The organism is Streptomyces natalensis ATCC 27448 (genome assembly GCF_000935125.1).
Lineage (GTDB): Bacteria > Actinomycetota > Actinomycetes > Streptomycetales > Streptomycetaceae > Streptomyces > Streptomyces natalensis.
Genome location: NZ_JRKI01000061.1, coordinates 947,272 through 965,665 on the forward strand (window position 1 = coordinate 947,272; position 18,394 = coordinate 965,665).

The following is an 18,394-nucleotide window of genomic DNA, read 5'->3' on the forward strand; positions in this document are numbered from 1 at the left end:
GACGCCGGGCGCGCGGGGCGGGCGGTGCCGGGCGCACGGTCCGGGCGGTGCCGGGCGCGCGGGGCGGGCGGTGCCGGGCGCACGGTCCGGGCGGTGCCGGGCGCGCGGGGCGGGCGGTGCCGGGCGCACGGTCCGGGCGGTGCCGGGCGCACGGTCCGGGCGGTGCCGGGCGTCTCGCCGGTGGCCGCCGCCGAGGCCCCTACCGCACCGTGAAGTGCACGATGTCGTCCAGGAACGGGAGATGGATCCACGGCCTGGGCTGCACCATCATCGACAGCAGCACGATCACCGCCCCCAGCACCCCGTACGTCAGCAGATCGGTGAAGCGGGAGCGGACGGCCAGCATCCCCACCGACGGGAGCGCCCAGCGCAGCGCCGCCCCCGCCAGCAGGGACAGCCCGATCACCAGCGTCCCGATGCGGAAGGCGTCGACCGCCACCAGCAGCAGCCCGGCCGCGACACCGGAGATGACGGCCAGCAGCGGCCACTGCCGGGCGGGCGCCGGGTGCTCGCCGGAGGCGGCCCGGCCGCCGCCTTCCGGCCGGGCGGTGTCCCGGGTCAGCATCGGGAAGCGGCGCGAGGGGCGCTGCGGCTCCGATGCCTGTTCCGAATGCGCTTCGGCGGCCATACGGGGCACTCCCTTCGGATCGGGTGCGGACACGGTGCGTACGGGATACGGGGACGGCTGCGGATCAGCGCAGGCCGGCCGCGCGCTCGGCGGCCTCGACCACGTTGACCAGCAGCTGGGCGCGGGTCATCGGACCGACGCCGCCCGGGTTGGGGGCGACCCAGCCGGCCACCTCGGCGACGCCCGGGTGCACATCGCCGACGATCTTGCCCGCCTCGTCGCGGCTGACGCCGACGTCCAGGACGGCCGCGCCCGGCTTGACGTCCTCGGGCTTGATGATGTGCGGCACACCCGCCGCGGCGACGATGATGTCGGCCTGCTTGAGGTGCGCGGACAGGTCCCGGGTGCCGGTGTGGCACTGGGTGACCGTGGCGTTCTCGGACTTCCTGGTCAGCACCAGCGGCATCGGGCGGCCGATGGTGATGCCGCGGCCGACGACGACCACGTCCGCGCCCTTGATCTCCACACCGTGCCGGCGCAGCAGCTCGACGATGCCGTACGGGGTGCACGGCAGCGGACCCTCGACGCCCAGCACCAGCCGGCCCAGATTCGTCGGGTGCAGGCCGTCGGCGTCCTTGGCCGGATCCATCAGCTCCAGGATGCGGTTGGCGTCGATGCCCTTGGGGAGCGGGAGTTGGACGATGTACCCGGTGCACTCGGGGTTCTCGTTGAGCTCCCGTACGACCGCCTCGATCTCCTCCTGGGTGGCCGTCTCCGGCAGTTCGCGCTGGAGGGAGGCGATACCGACCTGGGCGCAGTCGCGGTGCTTGCCGTTGACGTACCAGCGGCTGCCGGGGTCGTCGCCAACCAGGACGGTACCCAGGCCGGGCTGGACGCCCTTGGCCTTCAGCGCCTCGACGCGGGCGGAGAGCTCGGACTTGATCGCTGCGGCGGTGGCCTTGCCATCGAGAATCTGGGCAGTCATACCCCCATCCTCCCGGATGAGGGCGGCCGCATACCAATCAGGGCGCGCAAGCGGCCGTGCGGGGCGGCGGCGGGGCGGCGGCCGGACGGCAGCGGGACGACGGTGGCCGAAATTGATCATTGCGCTTGGACAACGCCTTAGGGCCTTGACTGGACAGAGCCAAGTGGTAACTAGAAGGATTGTCGTTCAGTGCCGCAGGCTTCGTCGGGGGGTGGCCAGTGAAACCTGTTTTTCCTCCGAGTCACGCCGCGTCGTCCCCCACTGACACAACGGAGGAAAACAGCAGATGAGTTTCGGCGACCCGAACAACCCTTACGGCCAGCAGCCGCCGCAGGGCCCGTACGGCGCGGCCCCGCAGGGCGGCCAGCCGGGCTACGGCTACCCGCAGCAGGCGCCCCAGCAGCAGCCCTACGGCGCGCCGCAGCAGCCCGCCCAGTACGGCGGCTACCCGCAGCAGCAGGCGGCGCCGGGTTACGGCTACGGCCAGGTCGGTATGGCGGGCATGCCGACGGCGTTCGCGAGCTGGGGGGCGCGCGTGGGTGCGGCCCTGCTCGACGGGCTGATCGTGGGTGCGGTGCCGCTCATCGTCGGCATCATCTCGATCATCATCGGGGCGAGCGCGAACAGCGATGCGCACAGCGCCGTCAGCAGCTGCGGCAGCGACATCAACTGCCTTCAGGACGCGCAGTCCTCGGCGCAGGGCAGCGCCGGCATCGTCATCATCCTCAGCCTGGTCGCCTGGGCGTGCGCCATCGCCGGCGGGATCGTCATCCTCGTCAAGGAGGGCAAGACCGGCCAGACCCCGGGCAAGAAGGCCCTGGGCATCCGGCTCGTCCGCGAGATGAACGGCCAGGTGCCCGGCTTCGGTCTGGCGCTGGGCCGCCGCTTCTGCCACTTCCTGGACACCCCGCTGTGCGGTCTGGGCTACTGGTGGCCGCTGTGGGACGAGAAGAACCAGACCTTCGCGGACAAGGTCGTCGGCACGGTGGTCGTGCGCGCGCAGTAAGCCGGTTCGCCGGCCGACCACGGCCGGCTCCACCGCCCGAAGGCCCCCTCGCATCGCCGCGACAGGGGCCTTCGCGGCGCCGTCCCGCTCCAGACGTCTGAAGGACTTTGCCCGTGAGCTACCCGAATCAGAATCCCTACGGTCCGCCGCCGGGCCAGCAGCCCGGCTACGGCTATCCCCAGCAGCCCCCGCAGCCCTCGCCGTACGGGCCCTACCCGGGCGCCGGGATGCCAGGGCCGGCAATGCCTGGTCCCGGGATGCCGGGTCCGGGAATGCCAGGTCCGGGAATGCCGGGTGGGCCGGTGCCGAACGGGATGCCGGGCGGCGTCAAGGCCGCCCGCGTGATGCTGTTCGTGCTGGCCGGTCTGAACCTGATCGGTCTCGTGCTCGCCGTGATGGGCCTCGGCAGCCTCAGCAAGGCCTCCAAGAACGCCTCGGAGTACGCCACTTCCGACTCGATGACCGCACTGAACGTCGGCAAGGGCTTCCTGATCTTCGCGATCGTGCTGATCGTGGCGCTGACGGTGCTCGCGATCACCTGCGCCACACAGTTCGGCAAGGGCGGCACCGGCGTCCGCGTCGCCACCATCGTCTTCGGTGTCATCAACACCCTGGTCAGCTTTTTCGCTTTCCCGGTCGGGCTGGTGCACACCGTCCTCGGCATCATGATCATTGTCATGGTCTCGAAGGACGACGGCGAGATGTGGTTCAAGCGCCCGCGTTACTGATGTGACGCGGACGACGACGCCGAAGGGCCGCACCCCCTCAACGAGGGTGCGGCCCTTCGGCGTTGTCCCGCCGCGGCTCAGTGGAAGAAGTGCCGCGTCCCGGTGAAGTACATCGTCACGCCGGCCTTCTTCGCGGCCTCGACGACGAGTTCGTCGCGCACCGAACCGCCGGGCTGGGCCACGGCCTTGATGCCCGCCGCCGTGAGGATCTCCAGGCCGTCGGGGAAGGGGAAGAAGGCGTCCGAGGCGGCGTACGAGCCCCGCGCGCGCTCCTCGCCCGCGCGCTCGACCGCGAGCTTCGCGGAGTCGACGCGGTTGACCTGGCCCATGCCGACACCGACCGAGGCACCGTCCTTGGCGAGCAGGATCGCGTTGGACTTGACGGCGCGGCAGGACTTCCAGGCGAAGGCGAGCTGCGCGAGCTCCTCGGCGGGCAGCGCCTCGCCGGTGACCAGGGTCCAGTTGGCCGGGTCGTCGCCCTCGGCCTGGAACACATCGGTGTGCTGGACGACCGCGCCGCCGGAGATGAACTTGACGTCGCCGGGCTGAGCCGGGGTGCCATCGACCTTCAGGACGCGGATGTTCTTCTTCTTGGCGAGGATCTCGAGTGCGCCGTCCTCGTACGCCGGGGCCGCGATGACCTCGGTGAAGATGCCCGCGACCTGCTCGGCCAGCGCGACGGTCACCGGGCGGTTGACGGCGATCACGCCGCCGAACGCCGAGACCGGGTCGCAGTCGTGCGCCTTGCGGTGGGCCTCGGCGACGTCCGCGCCGATCGCGATACCGCAGGGGTTGGCGTGCTTGATGATCGCCACGCACGGCGCCTCGTGGTCGAAGGCGGCGCGCCGCGCGGCCTCGGTGTCCACATAGTTGTTGAAGGACATCTCCTTGCCGTGCAGCTGCTCGGCGTTGGCGAGCCCGCCCGGCTGTCCGTTGGTGTAGAGCGCGGCGGCCTGGTGCGGGTTCTCGCCGTAGCGCAGGCCGTTCTTGCGCTCCAGGGTCTCGCCGACGAACTCGGTGAGGCCGTTGTAGCCGTCCTCCGGGGCGTAGGCATGGGTGAACCAGGAGGCCACGGCCACGTCGTAGGCCGCGGTGTGCTGGAACGCCTCGGCGGCCAGCCGCTTGCGGGCGGTGAGGTCGAAGCCGCCCGCGGAGACGGCCGCGAGCACATCGCCGTAGCGGGCGGGGTTGACGACGACGGCCACCGACGGGTGGTTCTTGGCGGCGGCGCGGACCATCGAGGGGCCGCCGATGTCGATCTGCTCGACGCACTCGTCGGGGGTCGCGCCGGAGGCCACCGTCTCCCGGAACGGGTAGAGGTTCACGATCACCAGGTCGAACGGCTCGACGCCCAGGTCGGCCAGCTGCTGCTGGTGGGCCGGCAGCCGCAGGTCGGCAAGGATGCCCGCGTGCACCTTGGGGTGCAGGGTCTTGACCCGGCCGTCGAGGCACTCCGGGAAGCCGGTGAGCTCCTCGACCTTGGTGACCGGCACCCCGGCAGCGGCGATCTTCCCCGCCGTCGAACCGGTCGAGACGAGCTGGACGCCGGCCGCGTGCAGCCCCTGCGCCAGCTCCTCCAGGCCGGACTTGTCATAGACGCTGACCAGCGCGCGCCGGATGGGGCGCCGGGTGCCTTCGGTGGCGGTCACGAGATACGTACCTTTCGTCCCTCAATGCGGTAGCCGTGCCGGGCCAGACGCCCCACGACCTCGACGAGCAGCGATCGCTCGACTTCCTTGATGCGCTCATGCAGCGCGGATTCGCCGTCCTCGTCCCGGACCTCGACCACGCCCTGGGCGATGATCGGGCCGGTGTCGACGCCGTCGTCGACGAAGTGGACGGTGCAGCCGGTGACCTTCGCGCCGTACGCGAGCGCATCGCGTACGCCGTGGGCACCGGGGAAACTCGGCAGCAGCGCGGGGTGGGTGTTGACGGTCCGGCCGCCGAAGCGGGCGAGGAACTCCTTGCCGAGGATCTTCATGAAGCCGGCCGAGACCACGAGGTCGGGCTCATGGGCCGCGGTCGCCTCGGTCAGCGCCCGGTCCCATGCCTCGCGGCTCTCGTGGTCCTTGACCCGGCAGATGTACGTCGGCAGACCGGCCCGTTCCGCACGCTCCAGCCCGGCGATGGCCCCCCGGTCCGCGCCGACGGCCACGATCTCGGCGCCGTACGCCTCCGGGCCCTGCTCGGCGATGGCGTCCAGCAGCGCCTGAAGGTTCGTACCGGAGCCGGAGACCAGGACGACCAGACGCGCCGGACGGCCCGGTCGCGCGAGGGGGGCGGACGGAGCGGGGGCTGGGGAGGAGGCCACGGCGGGTCTCTTTCTCTCTTCTCACGTGCTGGTCTCACGTGCCGGCACATCGTTTGTGTGGTCGCACAAAGCCGTGGGTACCGCAGATCCGGGGAACCCTACGAAGGCGCCGACCGTCAGCAACGATACCGGCACACCGAGCGGCCCCCGCGGGACGGGGGCGAGCACGGGAGGTAGCGTCAGGGCAGAGACTGCATGCAGTTCGTGGTAACGGGGCGCTGTGGCCGGCCGGCCTGCGTACCGATGAGACAAGGGGAAGACACACTCCAGATGACGGACCGACGCCGCCGCGCGGCCCTCCTTCCGCTGCCCGCCACCACCCCGGGGGCGTTCCTGCTGCGCGAGCACAAGCCGTCGCCCTCCGGGGCCTCACAGGCATCCGGAGGCCCGGACCGGTCCGGTACGGACAAGGACTCCCCCGACTCCGCCCCCGGCTCCCCCCAGGCCCCTTCCCCGGACTCTTCCTCCCCCGACTCCTCGTCGGACCCCTCCGCCGACTCTCCGGGCTCCGGCAAGCGGCGCCGTGCGCACACCCCGGACAAGGACAACCCCTTCGCGGCCCCGCCGGCCGGCACCCCCGACCAGGAGTGGCAACCGCGCCATCCGCAGGGTCAGGACCGACCCGACGATCAGGAGCAGCCGCAGAACGGGCCGCCGGTGTGGGGCAGCCAGTGGAGCAGCAGGCAGCCCGGGCGGCAGAGCGGCGGTTTCGGGTCCCGGCCGGGCGGCCGGGGCCAGGGCGGGCCCGGTGGCCAGGGCGGGCCGGCCGGGCTGCGCTGGGACCCCACCGACCCGGCCCAGCGCCGGGCGCGCTACGCCCTGCTCTCGGGCCTGTGGTCGTTCTTCTTCGTGCTGTTCAGCCTGCCGGAGGTCGCGCTGCTGCTGGGCGCGCTGGCGCTGTACTGGGGCATCAGCTCGCTGCGCGCCAAACCGGGCGCCGCGAAGCAGACCGCGGCGGCGACCACCGCGGCGATGGAGGGCCGCCCGGCACCCCGGCCCGGCCCGGCCGACGGGCCGTCCGGTCCGGCCTCGACCCGACCGCAGACCACCGCGGCCATCGCCGGACTGGTCACCGGTGCGCTGGCGCTGATGATGGTGGCCGCCACCTTCACCGTGCAGATCGTCTACCGCGACTACTTCACCTGTGTCGACGACGCCCTGACGCAGCAGGCCGGCAAGTCCTGCGAACGTCTGCTCCCGAAGGAGCTGCGCCCCCTGCTGGACGCGCAGCAGTAGGGCGTCACCACCTCACCTCACTGCCTCGCTTGCCGCACTTTCCTCACGGCAGTGGCCGAATGTCCGACGTGTCGTCATGCGTATGCTTATGCGCGTTTTCCACACTGCACGCATGAGCAAGCGCAAACGGCAGCCGCCCCCGGACCCCGCGCCCGTCGACCCCACGTCGGTGGATCCCGCAGCGTCCCCCGCCACCGTCTTCGACGAGCTGTGCGCCCGGCACGCCGACACCCTCGTCCGTCAGGCGTTCCTGCTCACCGGGCGGCCCCGGCTCGCGCGGCGGGCCGTCGTGCGGGCGTTCCAGCTGGCGTGGCAGCGGTGGCCGGAGGTGGCGGCGGACGCGGATCCGGCGGGGTGGGTGCGGGCGGTGGCGTACGAGCACGCGCTGGCGCCCTGGCACCGGTTCCGCCCGCGGCGCCCGCTCGCCGCCAAGGGAGCCACGCCCGAGGACCGCGCGCTGCTGCGGGCGTTCCTGGAGCTGCCCGCCTCCTACCGGCGCACCCTGCTGCTGCACGACGGGGTCGGGCTCGGGCTGTACGAGACGGCGGCAGAGGTGGAGGCGAGCAGCCGGGCGGCGGCCGGGCGCCTGATGCATGCGCGGGAGCGGCTCGCCCAGCGGCTGCCCGAGCTGGGACTGGCCGGCCGGTCGCCGGTCCGGCAGGGCGAGATGCTGCGGGTCCGGCTCGGCGAGCTGGCCGCCGCACAGGAGGTCAGGGTGCCCGCGCCGCGGGCCGTACGGACCAAGGGCACCCGCACCGCCCGCTGGACGACCGGCGCCGCGATCGGTCTGACGGGGCTGGTCGCGGCGGCCACCGCGGTCACGGTGCTCACCGCCCCGGACCGCTATGCCCCGCCCCCGCAGCGGCCCGCGGCCACCTCGGGCCCGCAGCCCGGTGCGCCCGGTGACGTATCGGACGGGTCCGACGACAGGGCGCGGCCCGAGGCGTCGGGGGCCGAGCCGGACGCCGTCAGCACACCGTCCGCGGGCCCGCGGAAGGGGCGCGGCGCCCGCTTTGCGCCCGCTGAGGCCCGGCTGACGCCCGCGCTGCGGTAGCCGGAACGGCCACGGGCCCGCATCCCTGGGGATGCGGGCCCGTGGTGCCGGGTGGCGCGGTCAGCCGACGAGGATCTCGCGGGCCAGACGCGCGGTCTCCGAGGGGGTCTTGCCGACCTTGACGCCGGCGGCCTCCAGGGCCTCCTTCTTCGCCTGGGCGGTGCCGGAGGAGCCGGAGACGATGGCGCCGGCGTGGCCCATGGTCTTGCCCTCGGGCGCGGTGAAGCCCGCGACGTAGCCGACGACCGGCTTGGTGACGTTGGCCTTGATGAAGTCGGCCGCACGCTCCTCGGCGTCGCCGCCGATCTCGCCGATCATGACGATCAGGTCGGTGTCGGGGTCGGCCTCGAACTCGGCGAGCGCGTCGATGTGCGTGGTGCCGATGACCGGGTCGCCACCGATGCCGACGGCGGAGGAGAAGCCGATGTCACGCAGCTCGTACATCATCTGGTACGTGAGCGTGCCGGACTTCGAGACCAGGCCGATGCGGCCGGGCTTGGTGATGTCGCCCGGGATGATGCCGGCGTTCGACTGACCCGGCGTGATCAGGCCGGGGCAGTTCGGGCCGATGATGCGGGTCTTGTTGCCCTTGGACTTCGCGTACGCCCAGAAGGCGGCGGAGTCGTGGACGGCGATGCCCTCGGTGATGACGACGGCGAGCGGGATCTCGGCGTCGATCGCCTCGACGACGGCGGCCTTGGCGAAGGCCGGCGGCACGAAGAGGACCGAGACGTTCGCGCCGGTCTTCTCCATCGCCTCCTTGACGGAGCCGAAGACGGGGACCTCGGTGCCGTCGAAGTCGACGGAGGTACCGGCCTTGCGGGGGTTCACGCCACCGACGATGTTGGTGCCGTCACCGAGCATCAGCTTGGTGTGCTTCATGCCGGTGGCGCCGGTCATCCCCTGGACGATGACCTTGCTGTCCTTCTTGAGGAAGATAGCCATGGTTGTGTAAGTCCTCGTCCTTCTTACTTAGCGGCCAGCTCGGCGGCCTTGTCGGCCGCGCCGTCCATGGTGTCCACGCGCTGCACCAGCGGGTGGTTGGCCTCCGAGAGGATCTGGCGGCCGAGCTCGGCGTTGTTGCCGTCGAGGCGCACGACCAGCGGCTTGCTGACGTCCTCGCCCTTGGACTTGAGCAGCTCCAGCGCCTGGACGATGCCCTTGGCGACCTCGTCGCAGGCGGTGATGCCGCCGAAGACGTTGACGAACACGGACTTGACGTCCGGGTCGCCGAGGATGATCTCCAGGCCGTTCGCCATGACCTCGGCGGAGGCGCCGCCACCGATGTCGAGGAAGTTGGCGGGCTTGACGTTGTTGTGGTTCTCGCCGGCGTAGGCGACGACGTCCAGGGTGCTCATGACGAGGCCCGCGCCGTTGCCGATGATGCCGACCTGGCCGTCGAGCTTGACGTAGTTGAGGTTCTTCGCCTTGGCCGCGGCCTCGAGCGGGTTGGCCGCGTCCTTGTCCTCGAGGGCCGCGTGGTCCGCCTGGCGGAACTCGGCGTTCTCGTCGAGGGAGACCTTGCCGTCGAGCGCGATGACGCGGCCGTCGGCGACCTTGGCGAGCGGGTTGACCTCGACCAGGAGGGCGTCCTCCTTGATGAAGGTCTCCCACAGGGTCACCATGATCTCGGCGACCTGCTCGGCGACGTCGGCCGGGAACTGCGCCTGCGCCACGATCTCGCGGGCCTTCTCGATCGAGACGCCCTCGTTGGCGTCGACCGGGACCTTCGCGAGCTTCTCGGGCGTCTCCGCCGCGACTACCTCGATCTCCACGCCGCCCTCGACCGAGGCCATGGCCAGGAAGGTGCGGTTGGTGCGGTCGAGGAGGTACGAGACGTAGTACTCGTCCGCGATCTCCGGAGCCGTCTCGGCGATCATCACCTTGTGGACCGTGTGGCCCTTGATGTCCATGCCGAGGATGTCGGTCGCGCGGGCGACCGCCTCGTCGGGGCTGGAGGCCAGCTTCACGCCGCCGGCCTTGCCGCGGCCGCCGACCTTCACCTGCGCCTTGACGACGGAACGGCCCCCCAGCCGCTCGGTCGCCGCGCGCGCCCCCTCAGGCGTGTCGATGACTTCACCGGCCAGCACCGGTACACCGTGCTTGGCGAAGAGGTCCCTCGCCTGGTACTCGAACAGGTCCACGCGCGTCCGTCCCTTGTCTTCTCAGAATCGCCGTAGTGATCGCGGTTCGTTGTCTGCGATGCATATGGGCGTGCCGCGAAGGGCAACGTGACGGCGCTGTCACAGGGGAGGCGTACACGGAGTCCGGATACGCGGCATGTCCGTCTCGCAGGTTATCGCCGCGTCGCTTGACCTCCTAAATCAGGGATCACACTCCGGCGGTGATTACGGTCACAGAGATTACGGTCACAGATCGTTTCGCCGAACCGGAGGCGACACCCGGGCGCCGTCTGCATCACGGGTCCGTTACCCCCGTGTGCGCCCGTTCCGGGATGATTTTCGGCGGCGGGGCCGGGCATCCCGCCCTCCGCCTCCGCTTTCCGCCTTTCCGTCGCATTCCGCTGGAGAAGAATCGGAAAGCGCCGCGCGCAACAGCCCCTCAAGCGGCGCCCGGAAAGCCCTCTGGACCGCTCAACTCCCCACAGCGGAGTATGCGTTGAGAAATTGAGCAGTTACGCATCAGAAGTCACGAGCCGGAGTCGCGGGCTGGAGTCGCGAGCCTGAGTCGCGGGCCTGAGTCGTGGGCCGCCCGAGCGGCGGTTTGCGCAGGCGCCCCGGCGGCGGCTTCTTCTTCCGCTCCGGCGAGCGCGGCGCGGTGATCGCGGCGCGGTGATCGCGGCGATGGGCTCGGCGATGGGCTCGGCTTCTCCGGCAGGCGCGCGGACGGGGTGCCGGGGCGGATGAGCCGGGAGCTGCTGCGGGTGTCCAACTCGCAGTGCTGCCACGGCTCGTGGCGTTCCGGCCGCGAAAAACACGGAGGCCGGGCGGCTCTCCCCCACAGAGAACCGCCCGGCCGTTCCGGGGCGCCGGGGTCAGCCGACGCGATCCACACCGTCCCGCGGGGGACGGCGGTGCCCGGTCCTTCCACTCCGCCGCGAGGGCGGACCGGGCTGCCTACCGGCCGGGATCACCGGCCGGCGGGTTTCAGAGGCCCTGAACGGGCAGGGTGGCGACGCCGGGCAGCGACGGGACGGCCGGGACGGCCGGCAGGGTGGCGGTACCGGGCAGCGACGGGACGGCCGGGAGGGTGGCCGCGCCGGGCAGGGCCGGGAGGGCCGGGATGTTGGCGGCGTCGGCCAGGTTGCCGGCCTGCGCGGGGGCCATGCCCTTGGCGCCGGCGGCGGCGTTGGTGGCGAGGTGCGTGCCGTCGGTGGTGGCGACGGTGGCCAGGCCCTGCGCGAACGGGGTCGCGTCGGTGGCGACACCCTGCGCGAACGGGGTGGCCTGGGCGCCCACACCCTGCGCGAGGACCTGCGCACGGCCGTCCACGGCGGTGGCGAACGGGGTGGCCTTGGCGGCCGCGTCACCGGCGAGCACACCGGCGTTGCCGACGGCGTTCTGGGCGACCGGGACGACCTTGACGACGATGCGCTGCGCGACGGGCGGGAGCACATCGGCGGCGGTGTTGTCGACGATCGGGCGGGCGCCGGCCAGCGCCGTCTTGGCCTGGTTCGTCAGCTGCTCGGGACGCACACCGGCACCGGCGAGGGCGGCCAGCAGGTTGGCCGAACCGGGGGCCTTGGGCAGCGCGGGGAGCTTGGGCAGGCCCTTGGTCAGACCGCCGAGGTCCGCGGCCGGCACGCCCGGGGCGGCGGGCAGCGACGGGACGCCGGGCAGGGCCGGGACGGCGGGCACGGCCGGGACGCCGGGCAGCGCGACGTTGGGCAGCTGACCGGCCTTGCCGAGCTTGGCCTTCTTGAGGGCCTTCTTCGCGGTCTTCTGAGCGTTCTTCACATCGGCGGCCTTGTGCAGGTCACCGGCGTTGGCGCCGGGCAGACCGGCGTTGCCGACCAGCTTCTGCACGCCGCCGACGGCACCGGTGACGTCGCCCAGCTTGCCGGTCGGCAGGCCGCCGCCGGTCACGTCGCCGGTCGTCTTCTTCACCGTCTGGGTCGCGCCGTCGACGGTCTTGGTGACGGTGCCGGTCACGTCGCCGGTGGGCAGCTTCCCGGTGGCGTCGGTCACCGTACCGGCGGCCGGCAGGTGCGGGGCGGCGGGCAGCTCGGCGGCGTTGGCCGCGACGGAGCCCAGGGCCCACAGACCGGTGGCGGCAGCGGCGACGACGATGGAACGGCGGATGTTCGAGCGCATGGTGGTGAAAGTCCTTCGAATTCAGGGGGTGTTAGGGCAGACCTGTCCCGCCCCCGCGCGGCAGGTCGGTGATGCAGACGCGGAGCGGTCTGCCCTAGCCGGGGAATTCGAGGATGTCTTCGGCGCGGCGGCGCGTCGGGGCGCCATCGGCCGTACGGACGCCACCGGGCAGCAGCCGGAAGCGTGCCGGGGCAGCCGCAGCGGCGGCGTGGTGGTCCCCGCCACGGGGGCCGTGGCCGTTGCCCGCGGTCTGCGAGGAGGGCGCCACGGGGCCCTGCGGGGCCTGCCCGGGAAGGCCGTGGTGGCCCGCGTCCCGCTGCGTGTGCAGGGCGGGACGGGCGTGCGGTGCGGCCTGGTGCGCACCGGTGCAGTGCGCCGGGTGCAGCGCGGCCGCCGGGATGGCGGCCGGGCCGACGCCGTGCGGACCGGCCCGACGGGCGCCGGCCGGCGCCTTGCCGTGCTGCGGCGCGGAACCGTCGCCGGGCCGTCCCGCGTGGTCCCCGGAGGGGACGTGCACGGGCAGCGTGCCGCCGACGGTGGTGCCGATCTCGTGCACCACACCGGTGACCGGGTCGGTGACCTGGTCCGTGACCGGAGCGAACCGGTCGGCGGCGGGCCGTACGGCCTCGGTGACCGCCGTGGAGGCAGTGTCCGTGTGCTGTGCGAGCTGGTCGCGGGCCGCCTCGCCCTGCTGGGCGAACGCCTCCCGGGAGTCCGACAGCCGCTCGGCCCCGTCCCCGTCGGCCGCCCCGGCCGGGGTCGATGCCCCGGTCAGGGCCTGCGCGCCCGTACGGTCGGCGGCGTGTGCGCCGGGGCCGAAGGCGAAGCCGAGGGCGACGAAGCCCACCAGGAAGAGCCCCGCCAGCAGCGCACGCCGCGCGGCCACGGTGCGCGGCAGGCGCACGGCGGCAGGCGGAGCGAACACAGCGGACAAGGAGGGGACCTTCCCATACGGACGGGGACACACCAGCGCGCGGACGCGCTTCATCGGTGTCACTCCCGTCGCGGGCGATCGAGCGATGAGCTGATCCTTGCATGACCGGCCAGGTGTCTGGCAAGCCCCCTTGGTGCTCCTGTCACCGTTGCTCCGCCATGTCCGGTATGGGCAGCGGCCGTTTCTCAAGAGCGGCGGCCATCACGTCCGGAAAGAGATCCGGCGTACAGGCGAACGCCGGTGCGCCCAGGGCCGCGAGCGCCGCGGCATGCTCCCGGTCGTAGGCCGGCGCGCCTTCGTCGGACAGCGCGAGCAGCGTGACGAACTGCACCCCGGCCGCCTTCATCGCGGCGACCCGTTTGAGCATCTCGTTGCGGATGCCGCCCTCGTAGAGGTCGCTGATGAGGACGACGACGGTCTCGGCGGGTCGGGTGATACGGGACTGGCAGTAGGCCAGGGCGCGGTTGATGTCCGTGCCGCCGCCGAGCTGGGTGCCGAAGAGGACGTCGACCGGGTCGTCCATCTGGTCCGTCAGATCGACCACGGAGGTGTCGAAGACGACCAGGCGGGTGTCGATGGCCCGCATCGAGGCCAGTACGGCGCCGAACACCGAGGCGTAGACGACGGAGGCGGCCATCGACCCGGACTGGTCGATGCAGAGCACCACTTCCTTCTTCACCGACTGGGCGGCTCGGCCGTAGCCGATGAGCCGCTCGGGGACGACCGTGCGGTACTCGGGCAGGTAGTTCTTGAGGTTGGCCCGGATCGTGCGGTCCCAGTCGATATCGCGGTGGCGGGGGCGGTGGATGCGCGCGGAGCGGTCCAGGGCACCGGTGAGGGTGGCGCGGGTGCGGGTCGCCAGCCGCTTCTCCAGCTCCGCGACGACCTTGCGGACCACGGCCCGCGCGGTCTCCTTGGTGGTCTCGGGCATGACCTTGTTGAGCGAGAGCAGGGTGCCCACCAGGTGGACGTCCGCCTCGACGGCCGCCAGCATCTCCGGCTCCAGCAGGAGGGAGTTCAGGCCGAGCCGGTCGATGGCGTCGCGCTGCATCACCTGCACCACGGAGGAGGGGAAGTACGTGCGGATATCACCGAGCCAGCGGGCCACGGAGGGCGCCGAGGCGCCCAGCCCCGCCGAACGCCGCCCGCCCTCGGCCCCCTTGCCGTCGCTGCCCTTGCCGTAGAGCGCCTCCAGCGCCCCGTCCATCGCGGCGTCCCGGCCCGTCAGCCCGCATCCGGTGCCGTCGGCCCCGCCGTCCCCGAGCACCAGCCGCCAGCGGCGCAGGCGTTCGGATGGGGGGAGGGCGGAGGATGGGGCGGTGGCATCGGGGGGTGTGGTGGCGTCGGGGGGCGTTGCCACGCGGTCCGTTGCTGCGGGGTCGGTTGCCGTGGGATCCGTTGCCGTGGGATCCGTTGCCGTGGGATCCGTTGCCGTGGGATCCGTTGCCGTGGGATCCGTTGCCGTGGGGTCCGTTGCTGTGGTGGTCATGTCCGCGCCCCTGTGAGGTCGGTTTCCGGTCGTGGGGTGGGGTGAGGGGTGGGGTGACGGGTGGGATGAGGGGTGAGGTGAGGGGGCGGGTCGCCGTCCTGGTCGGTCCCCAGCAGGAGGCGGAGGGTGGGCAGGACGGCCGCGGCGCGGTCGCGGTCCAGGCCGGGGCCGAAGCCGGGGGCCGCGGCTCCGGAGGCGGCGGCGGCCGGGTCGCGGCGGGAGGCCGCGGGCCCGCGGCGCACCAGCTCGCCCAGGGTGCGCCGCACCCCGGACTCGTAGGCGGCGAACGTACGGCGCAGCAGCGGCAGGACGCCCGAGAAGGCGGTGGCCGGGACGCCGGTCAGCCAGCCGTCGACCAGCGCGAGCAGCCGTTCGTCGTGGACCAGCAGCATGCCGCCGTCCCCGCCGCCGACGAAGCCCTCGATCCATCCGGCGGCATCGGCCGGCGCCGCGCCCGGGGACAGGGCGAGGCCCATCAGGCGCTCGGCTTCTCCGTCGCCCAACTGCCCGTCGTCCAGCAGCAGCCGGGTGGCCCGGCCGCGAAGCGGCCCCGGTACGGCGTCCCGTGCGCTCAGCGTGCGCAGCACACCGGCCCAGCGGGTCCGCAGATCCGCGGTCCCGGCCGCGGAGCCGGTCGGCCCGTCCGGCAGCCGGTCCAGGAGGCCGACGGCCTGGTGGGTGGCGTCGAGCGGGCCGCGCATCTGGGCGGCGCCGTCGTCGTCCAGGCCGGCGCAGGCGGGCGGCAGACCGACGAAGACCCGCTCGGCCAGGCCCAGCGCCACCTCGCGCAGCGCCGCACCGTCCGTACCGCGGACATCGCCGTAGCGCACGGACCGGACGAGGGCGGGCAGCGCCTGGGCCAGCTGGCCCACATCGGCGTCCAGCGCCGCGCGGTCCGACAGGGCGCGCATCACCACCGGCAGCGCATCGGGGAGTTCGGCCAGCAGGCAACGCTCGGCGAGCGCCGTCACCTCGGCGAGCGTGGCGGCGCCCACCGCCTGCGAGGCCGCCTTGGCGGTGGCCGCCGACAGCACGGTGGTGCCCCAGATACCGGCCTCGGCGACCCGTACGGACAGCTCGGGCTCCCAGCGCAGCTGCCAGGTCTCCCGGAAAGTGCCCGTACTGCCCCGGGAGCGGGCGGGCTCGCCCCAGGGGATGCCGAGGAGCGCCAGCCGGTGCAGCAGCCGGCTGCGCGCGGCGTCGGTCTCCTTGCGCAGGTCCAGCTCCAGCTCCCGCTCCCGGGCCTCCGGCTTGAGCCGCAGCGCCCGTTGGCCGCGGGCGAGGTCGCGTTGCAGGGGGACGGCGGGTGCGTCCTCGGGGACCTCGCCCAGCACATCGCCGACCACGAGGCGGTCGTGGATCAGTGCGGACGGGGCGTCGGAGCCGCCGCCCATGACGGCGCGGATCGCGTCATCGGCCTCCGTGAGCCCGGCCAGCGGGCGGCCGCGCACCGTGGCCAGGCCCTCGGCGAGCCGCACCGCCTCGATGACATGCGCCGACGAGGTGGCGTAGTCCTCGTCCCGCAGCAGCCCGGCGACCTTGGTCATCCAGCGTTCGAGGGGGCGGTCGGGAGAGGCGAAGAGATGGCCGTACCAGCCGGGCGAGGCGATTCCGGCGCCGTAGCCGCTGCGCCGGGAGAGCCGGCGGTGGGTCCAGGGCACCCAGGTCAGCGCGGCCTTCGCCTTGGGCAGGCCCTTGAGCAGCCGCCGGTCGGCGGTCACGGTGCTGCGGCGGGCCAGCGCCGGGACGTGCCAGGCGCCGCACACCACGGCGACGTTGTCGCCGAACTCCCGCCGCGCCTCGTGCAGTCGAAGCCGCATATGGGCCTCGCGCACCAGGTCTCGGTCGTGGCCGCCGTCGCCGTACGCCTCGCGCAGCGCCCCCATCGCCTCGGCCAGCGCCGCGAACGGCGCCAGCGCGTCCGCGCCCGCTGCCCCCGAGGCCGCCCCGCGGTGCTCGACGACGTCCTCCCACCAGCGCTCGGGGTCGTCGTAACCGGCCGTCTCGGCGAGCACGCCGATGGGGTCGATCCGAACGTCGGGGGTGTCGGGGATGCCGGGGATGCCGGGGATGCCGGGTGCATCAGGGGCGTCGGCCGACGCCCGGCCAAGCGCCTCCGCCGCCTCGGCTTCCCCCTCCCCCTCGGCCTCCTCCGCCGCCATGGCCAGGGAATGCACCGCGGGCAGATCGATGAAACGGACCGGGACCTCGCGCTCCAGGGCCCAGCGCAGCGCCACCCACTCCGGGGAGAACTCGGCCAGCGGCCAGAACGCCGCGCGCCCCGGGTCGTCCACGATGTGGGCGAGCAGCGCCACCGGTGGCCGCATGTCGGCATGCAGGGTCAACGGCAGCAGGGCATCCGCCTCGGGCGGGCCCTCTATCAGCACCGCGGCCGGCGCGGTCGCCTCCAGCGCGGCCCGCACCGCACGCGCCGACCCGGGGCCGTGGTGCCGTACCCCGAGCAGCACCGGCTTCGCCGTCGTCCCGGTGGTCATGCGCTCACCTCGCGGCAGGCGCGGTAGAAGTCCTTCCAGCCGTCGCGCTCGCGCACCACGGCCTCCAGATACTCCTGCCAGACGACACGGTCGGCGGCCGGGTCGCGGACGACCGCGCCCAGGATGCCGGCGGCCACATCGCCGGGCCGCAGGACGCCGTCCCCGAAGTGGGCCGCCAGCGCCAGGCCGTTGGTGACGACGGAGATGGCCTCGGCCGTGGACAGCGTGCCCGACGGCGACTTGACCTTGGTGCGGCCGTCGGCGGTCAGGCCGTCGCGCAGCTCGCGGAAGACCGTGACGACGCGCCGGATCTCGTCCAGGCCCTCCGGGGCGGCCGGCAGGTCCAGCGAACGCCCTATCTGCTCGACCCGCCGCGAGACGATGTCCACCTCTTCCTCCGGTGTCGCGGGCAGCGGCAGCACCACGGTGTTGAAGCGGCGGCGCAGGGCACTGGAGAGGTCGTTGACCCCGCGGTCGCGGTCGTTGGCGGTGGCGATCAGGTTGAAGCCGCGGACGGCCTGCACCTCCTGCCCCAACTCCGGGACGGGCAGGGTCTTTTCCGACAGGATCGTGATGAGGCTGTCCTGGACGTCGGCCGGGATACGGGTGAGCTCCTCCACCCGGGCGGTCATGCCCTGGGACATCGCCCGCATCACGGGACCGGGCACCAGCGCCTCGCGGCTGGGGCCGTTGGCGAGCAGCTGGGCGTAGTTCCAGCCGTAGCGGATGGCCTCCTCCGGAGTGCCGGCGGTGCCCTGCACCAGAAGGGTGGAGTCGCCGCTGACCGCGGCGGCCAGATGCTCCGACACCCAGGTTTTGGCGGTGCCCGGCACGCCCAGCAGCAGCAGTGCGCGGTCCGTGGCGAGGGTGGTCACGGCGACCTCGACGATCCGCCGGGGACCGACGTATTTGGGGGTGATGACCGTGCCGTCGGCGAGGGTGCCGCCGAGGAGATAGGTGGCGACCGCCCACGGCGAGAGACGCCAGCGCTCGGGCCGCGGACGGTCGTCGGCCGCATCCAGGGCCTTGAGTTCGTGCGCGAAGGAGTCCTCCGCGTGGGGTCGCAGCGCCTGCTCGTGCGGTGCGTCGATGCTGCTCTCGGACGTGGTCCCTGACTGGGTCTCCGTCTTGGTCTCGGACATGACTCCCCCTCGTCGCAGAAATGCCGTGACAACGCCTGCGACCCGCCGCTCGATGCGTCGGCCGCGTGCTGGAATCCAGCCTGCACCACCCCACTGACAACGCCCCGAAAACCGCACCTGACCTGCTGTTTCATTCTTCACGAGGGCGATTGTCAGTGGCGGGTCGTAGCGT

The 18,394-nt window shown here is 72.9% G+C and carries 15 protein-coding genes; 4 read left to right on the top strand and 11 right to left on the bottom strand.

Features of this window, described 5'->3' with window-relative positions:
- Positions 1–199: 199 nt before the first annotated feature.
- Entirely contained in the window at positions 200–628 is a 429-nt protein-coding gene (locus SNA_RS34995) for a DUF3017 domain-containing protein (protein WP_044368247.1), read from the bottom strand.
- Between the two features lie 64 nt (positions 629–692).
- The gene (locus tag SNA_RS35000) at positions 693–1,553 is read right to left on the bottom strand and encodes a bifunctional methylenetetrahydrofolate dehydrogenase/methenyltetrahydrofolate cyclohydrolase (protein WP_030065598.1); all 861 of its coding nucleotides are present in this window, start codon (positions 1,551–1,553) and stop codon (positions 693–695) included.
- 286 nt (positions 1,554–1,839) lie between these two features.
- On the opposite strand from SNA_RS35000, the gene SNA_RS35005 reads away from it, so the two are divergent.
- Positions 1,840–2,559, top strand: a complete 720-nt coding sequence (locus SNA_RS35005) for an RDD family protein (protein ID WP_044368248.1) — start codon at positions 1,840–1,842, stop codon at positions 2,557–2,559.
- Between the two features lie 302 nt (positions 2,560–2,861).
- Positions 2,862–3,287 carry a hypothetical protein gene (locus tag SNA_RS35010; RefSeq protein ID WP_241779951.1) on the top strand — a complete coding sequence of 142 codons (426 nt, stop codon included), beginning with the start codon at positions 2,862–2,864 and terminating at the stop codon, positions 3,285–3,287.
- Positions 3,288–3,364: 77 nt separating this feature from the next.
- On the opposite strand, the gene purH is transcribed toward SNA_RS35010, so the two are convergent.
- Together purH and purN are read right to left on the bottom strand one after the other, a co-directional pair.
- Complete coding sequence (gene purH, locus SNA_RS35015; RefSeq protein ID WP_044368250.1) at positions 3,365–4,936, bottom strand: bifunctional phosphoribosylaminoimidazolecarboxamide formyltransferase/IMP cyclohydrolase; 1,572 nt, start codon at positions 4,934–4,936, stop codon at positions 3,365–3,367.
- Positions 4,933–5,598 carry a phosphoribosylglycinamide formyltransferase gene (gene purN, locus SNA_RS35020; RefSeq protein ID WP_030065603.1) on the bottom strand — a complete coding sequence of 222 codons (666 nt, stop codon included), beginning with the start codon at positions 5,596–5,598 and terminating at the stop codon, positions 4,933–4,935. Before purN ends, purH begins: the two co-directional genes overlap by 4 nt.
- Positions 5,599–5,868: 270 nt before the next feature.
- Here purN and SNA_RS35025 point away from each other — a divergent pair, with 270 nt between their 5' ends.
- Positions 5,869–6,834 carry a hypothetical protein gene (locus tag SNA_RS35025; protein ID WP_030065604.1) on the top strand — a complete coding sequence of 322 codons (966 nt, stop codon included), beginning with the start codon at positions 5,869–5,871 and terminating at the stop codon, positions 6,832–6,834.
- A 112-nt stretch (positions 6,835–6,946) separates the two neighbouring features.
- Positions 6,947–7,888 (top strand): hypothetical protein, encoded by a 942-nt coding sequence (locus SNA_RS35030; RefSeq protein WP_037789397.1) that lies wholly within the window; start codon positions 6,947–6,949, stop codon positions 7,886–7,888.
- Positions 7,889–7,948: 60 nt separating this feature from the next.
- Here SNA_RS35030 and sucD read toward each other — a convergent pair whose 3' ends face one another.
- The 7 genes from sucD to SNA_RS35065 all read right to left on the bottom strand — a co-directional run bounded on the left by sucD (position 7,949) and on the right by SNA_RS35065 (position 18,222).
- Positions 7,949–8,833, bottom strand: a complete 885-nt coding sequence (sucD, locus tag SNA_RS35035; protein WP_030065606.1) for a succinate--CoA ligase subunit alpha — start codon at positions 8,831–8,833, stop codon at positions 7,949–7,951.
- 23 nt (positions 8,834–8,856) lie between these two features.
- On the bottom strand, positions 8,857–10,032 hold the full coding sequence (sucC, locus tag SNA_RS35040) for an ADP-forming succinate--CoA ligase subunit beta (protein ID WP_030065607.1): 1,176 nt from the start codon (positions 10,030–10,032) through the stop codon (positions 8,857–8,859).
- 963 nt (positions 10,033–10,995) lie between these two features.
- Positions 10,996–12,162 (bottom strand): hypothetical protein, encoded by a 1,167-nt coding sequence (locus tag SNA_RS35045; protein WP_063894112.1) that lies wholly within the window; start codon positions 12,160–12,162, stop codon positions 10,996–10,998.
- A 94-nt stretch (positions 12,163–12,256) separates the two neighbouring features.
- Positions 12,257–13,096, bottom strand: coding sequence for a hypothetical protein (locus SNA_RS35050; protein WP_157880185.1), 840 nt, complete (start codon positions 13,094–13,096; stop codon positions 12,257–12,259).
- A 142-nt stretch (positions 13,097–13,238) separates the two neighbouring features.
- The gene (locus SNA_RS35055; RefSeq protein ID WP_078970403.1) at positions 13,239–14,585 is read right to left on the bottom strand and encodes a VWA domain-containing protein; all 1,347 of its coding nucleotides are present in this window, start codon (positions 14,583–14,585) and stop codon (positions 13,239–13,241) included.
- Positions 14,582–17,080 (bottom strand): DUF5682 family protein, encoded by a 2,499-nt coding sequence (locus SNA_RS35060; protein WP_078970404.1) that lies wholly within the window; start codon positions 17,078–17,080, stop codon positions 14,582–14,584. The genes SNA_RS35055 and SNA_RS35060 overlap by 4 nt, the downstream gene beginning before the upstream one ends.
- The gene (locus SNA_RS35065) at positions 17,077–18,222 is read right to left on the bottom strand and encodes an ATP-binding protein (RefSeq protein WP_044368254.1); all 1,146 of its coding nucleotides are present in this window, start codon (positions 18,220–18,222) and stop codon (positions 17,077–17,079) included. Before SNA_RS35065 ends, SNA_RS35060 begins: the two co-directional genes overlap by 4 nt.
- Positions 18,223–18,394 lie beyond the last annotated feature (172 nt).

Coding starts and splice junctions, on each gene's coding strand:
- SNA_RS34995 (WP_044368247.1), bottom strand. CDS start 628: ATGGCCGCCGAAGCGCATTCGGAACAGGCATCGGAGCCGCAGCGCCCC.
- SNA_RS35000 (WP_030065598.1), bottom strand. CDS start 1,553: ATGACTGCCCAGATTCTCGATGGCAAGGCCACCGCCGCAGCGATCAAG.
- SNA_RS35005 (WP_044368248.1), top strand. CDS start 1,840: ATGAGTTTCGGCGACCCGAACAACCCTTACGGCCAGCAGCCGCCGCAG.
- SNA_RS35025 (WP_030065604.1), top strand. CDS start 5,869: ATGACGGACCGACGCCGCCGCGCGGCCCTCCTTCCGCTGCCCGCCACC.
- SNA_RS35030 (WP_037789397.1), top strand. CDS start 6,947: ATGAGCAAGCGCAAACGGCAGCCGCCCCCGGACCCCGCGCCCGTCGAC.
- sucD (WP_030065606.1), bottom strand. CDS start 8,833: ATGGCTATCTTCCTCAAGAAGGACAGCAAGGTCATCGTCCAGGGGATG.
- SNA_RS35045 (WP_063894112.1), bottom strand. CDS start 12,162: ATGCGCTCGAACATCCGCCGTTCCATCGTCGTCGCCGCTGCCGCCACC.
- SNA_RS35055 (WP_078970403.1), bottom strand. CDS start 14,585: ATGACCACCACAGCAACGGACCCCACGGCAACGGATCCCACGGCAACG.
- SNA_RS35060 (WP_078970404.1), bottom strand. CDS start 17,080: ATGACCACCGGGACGACGGCGAAGCCGGTGCTGCTCGGGGTACGGCAC.
- SNA_RS35065 (WP_044368254.1), bottom strand. CDS start 18,222: ATGTCCGAGACCAAGACGGAGACCCAGTCAGGGACCACGTCCGAGAGC.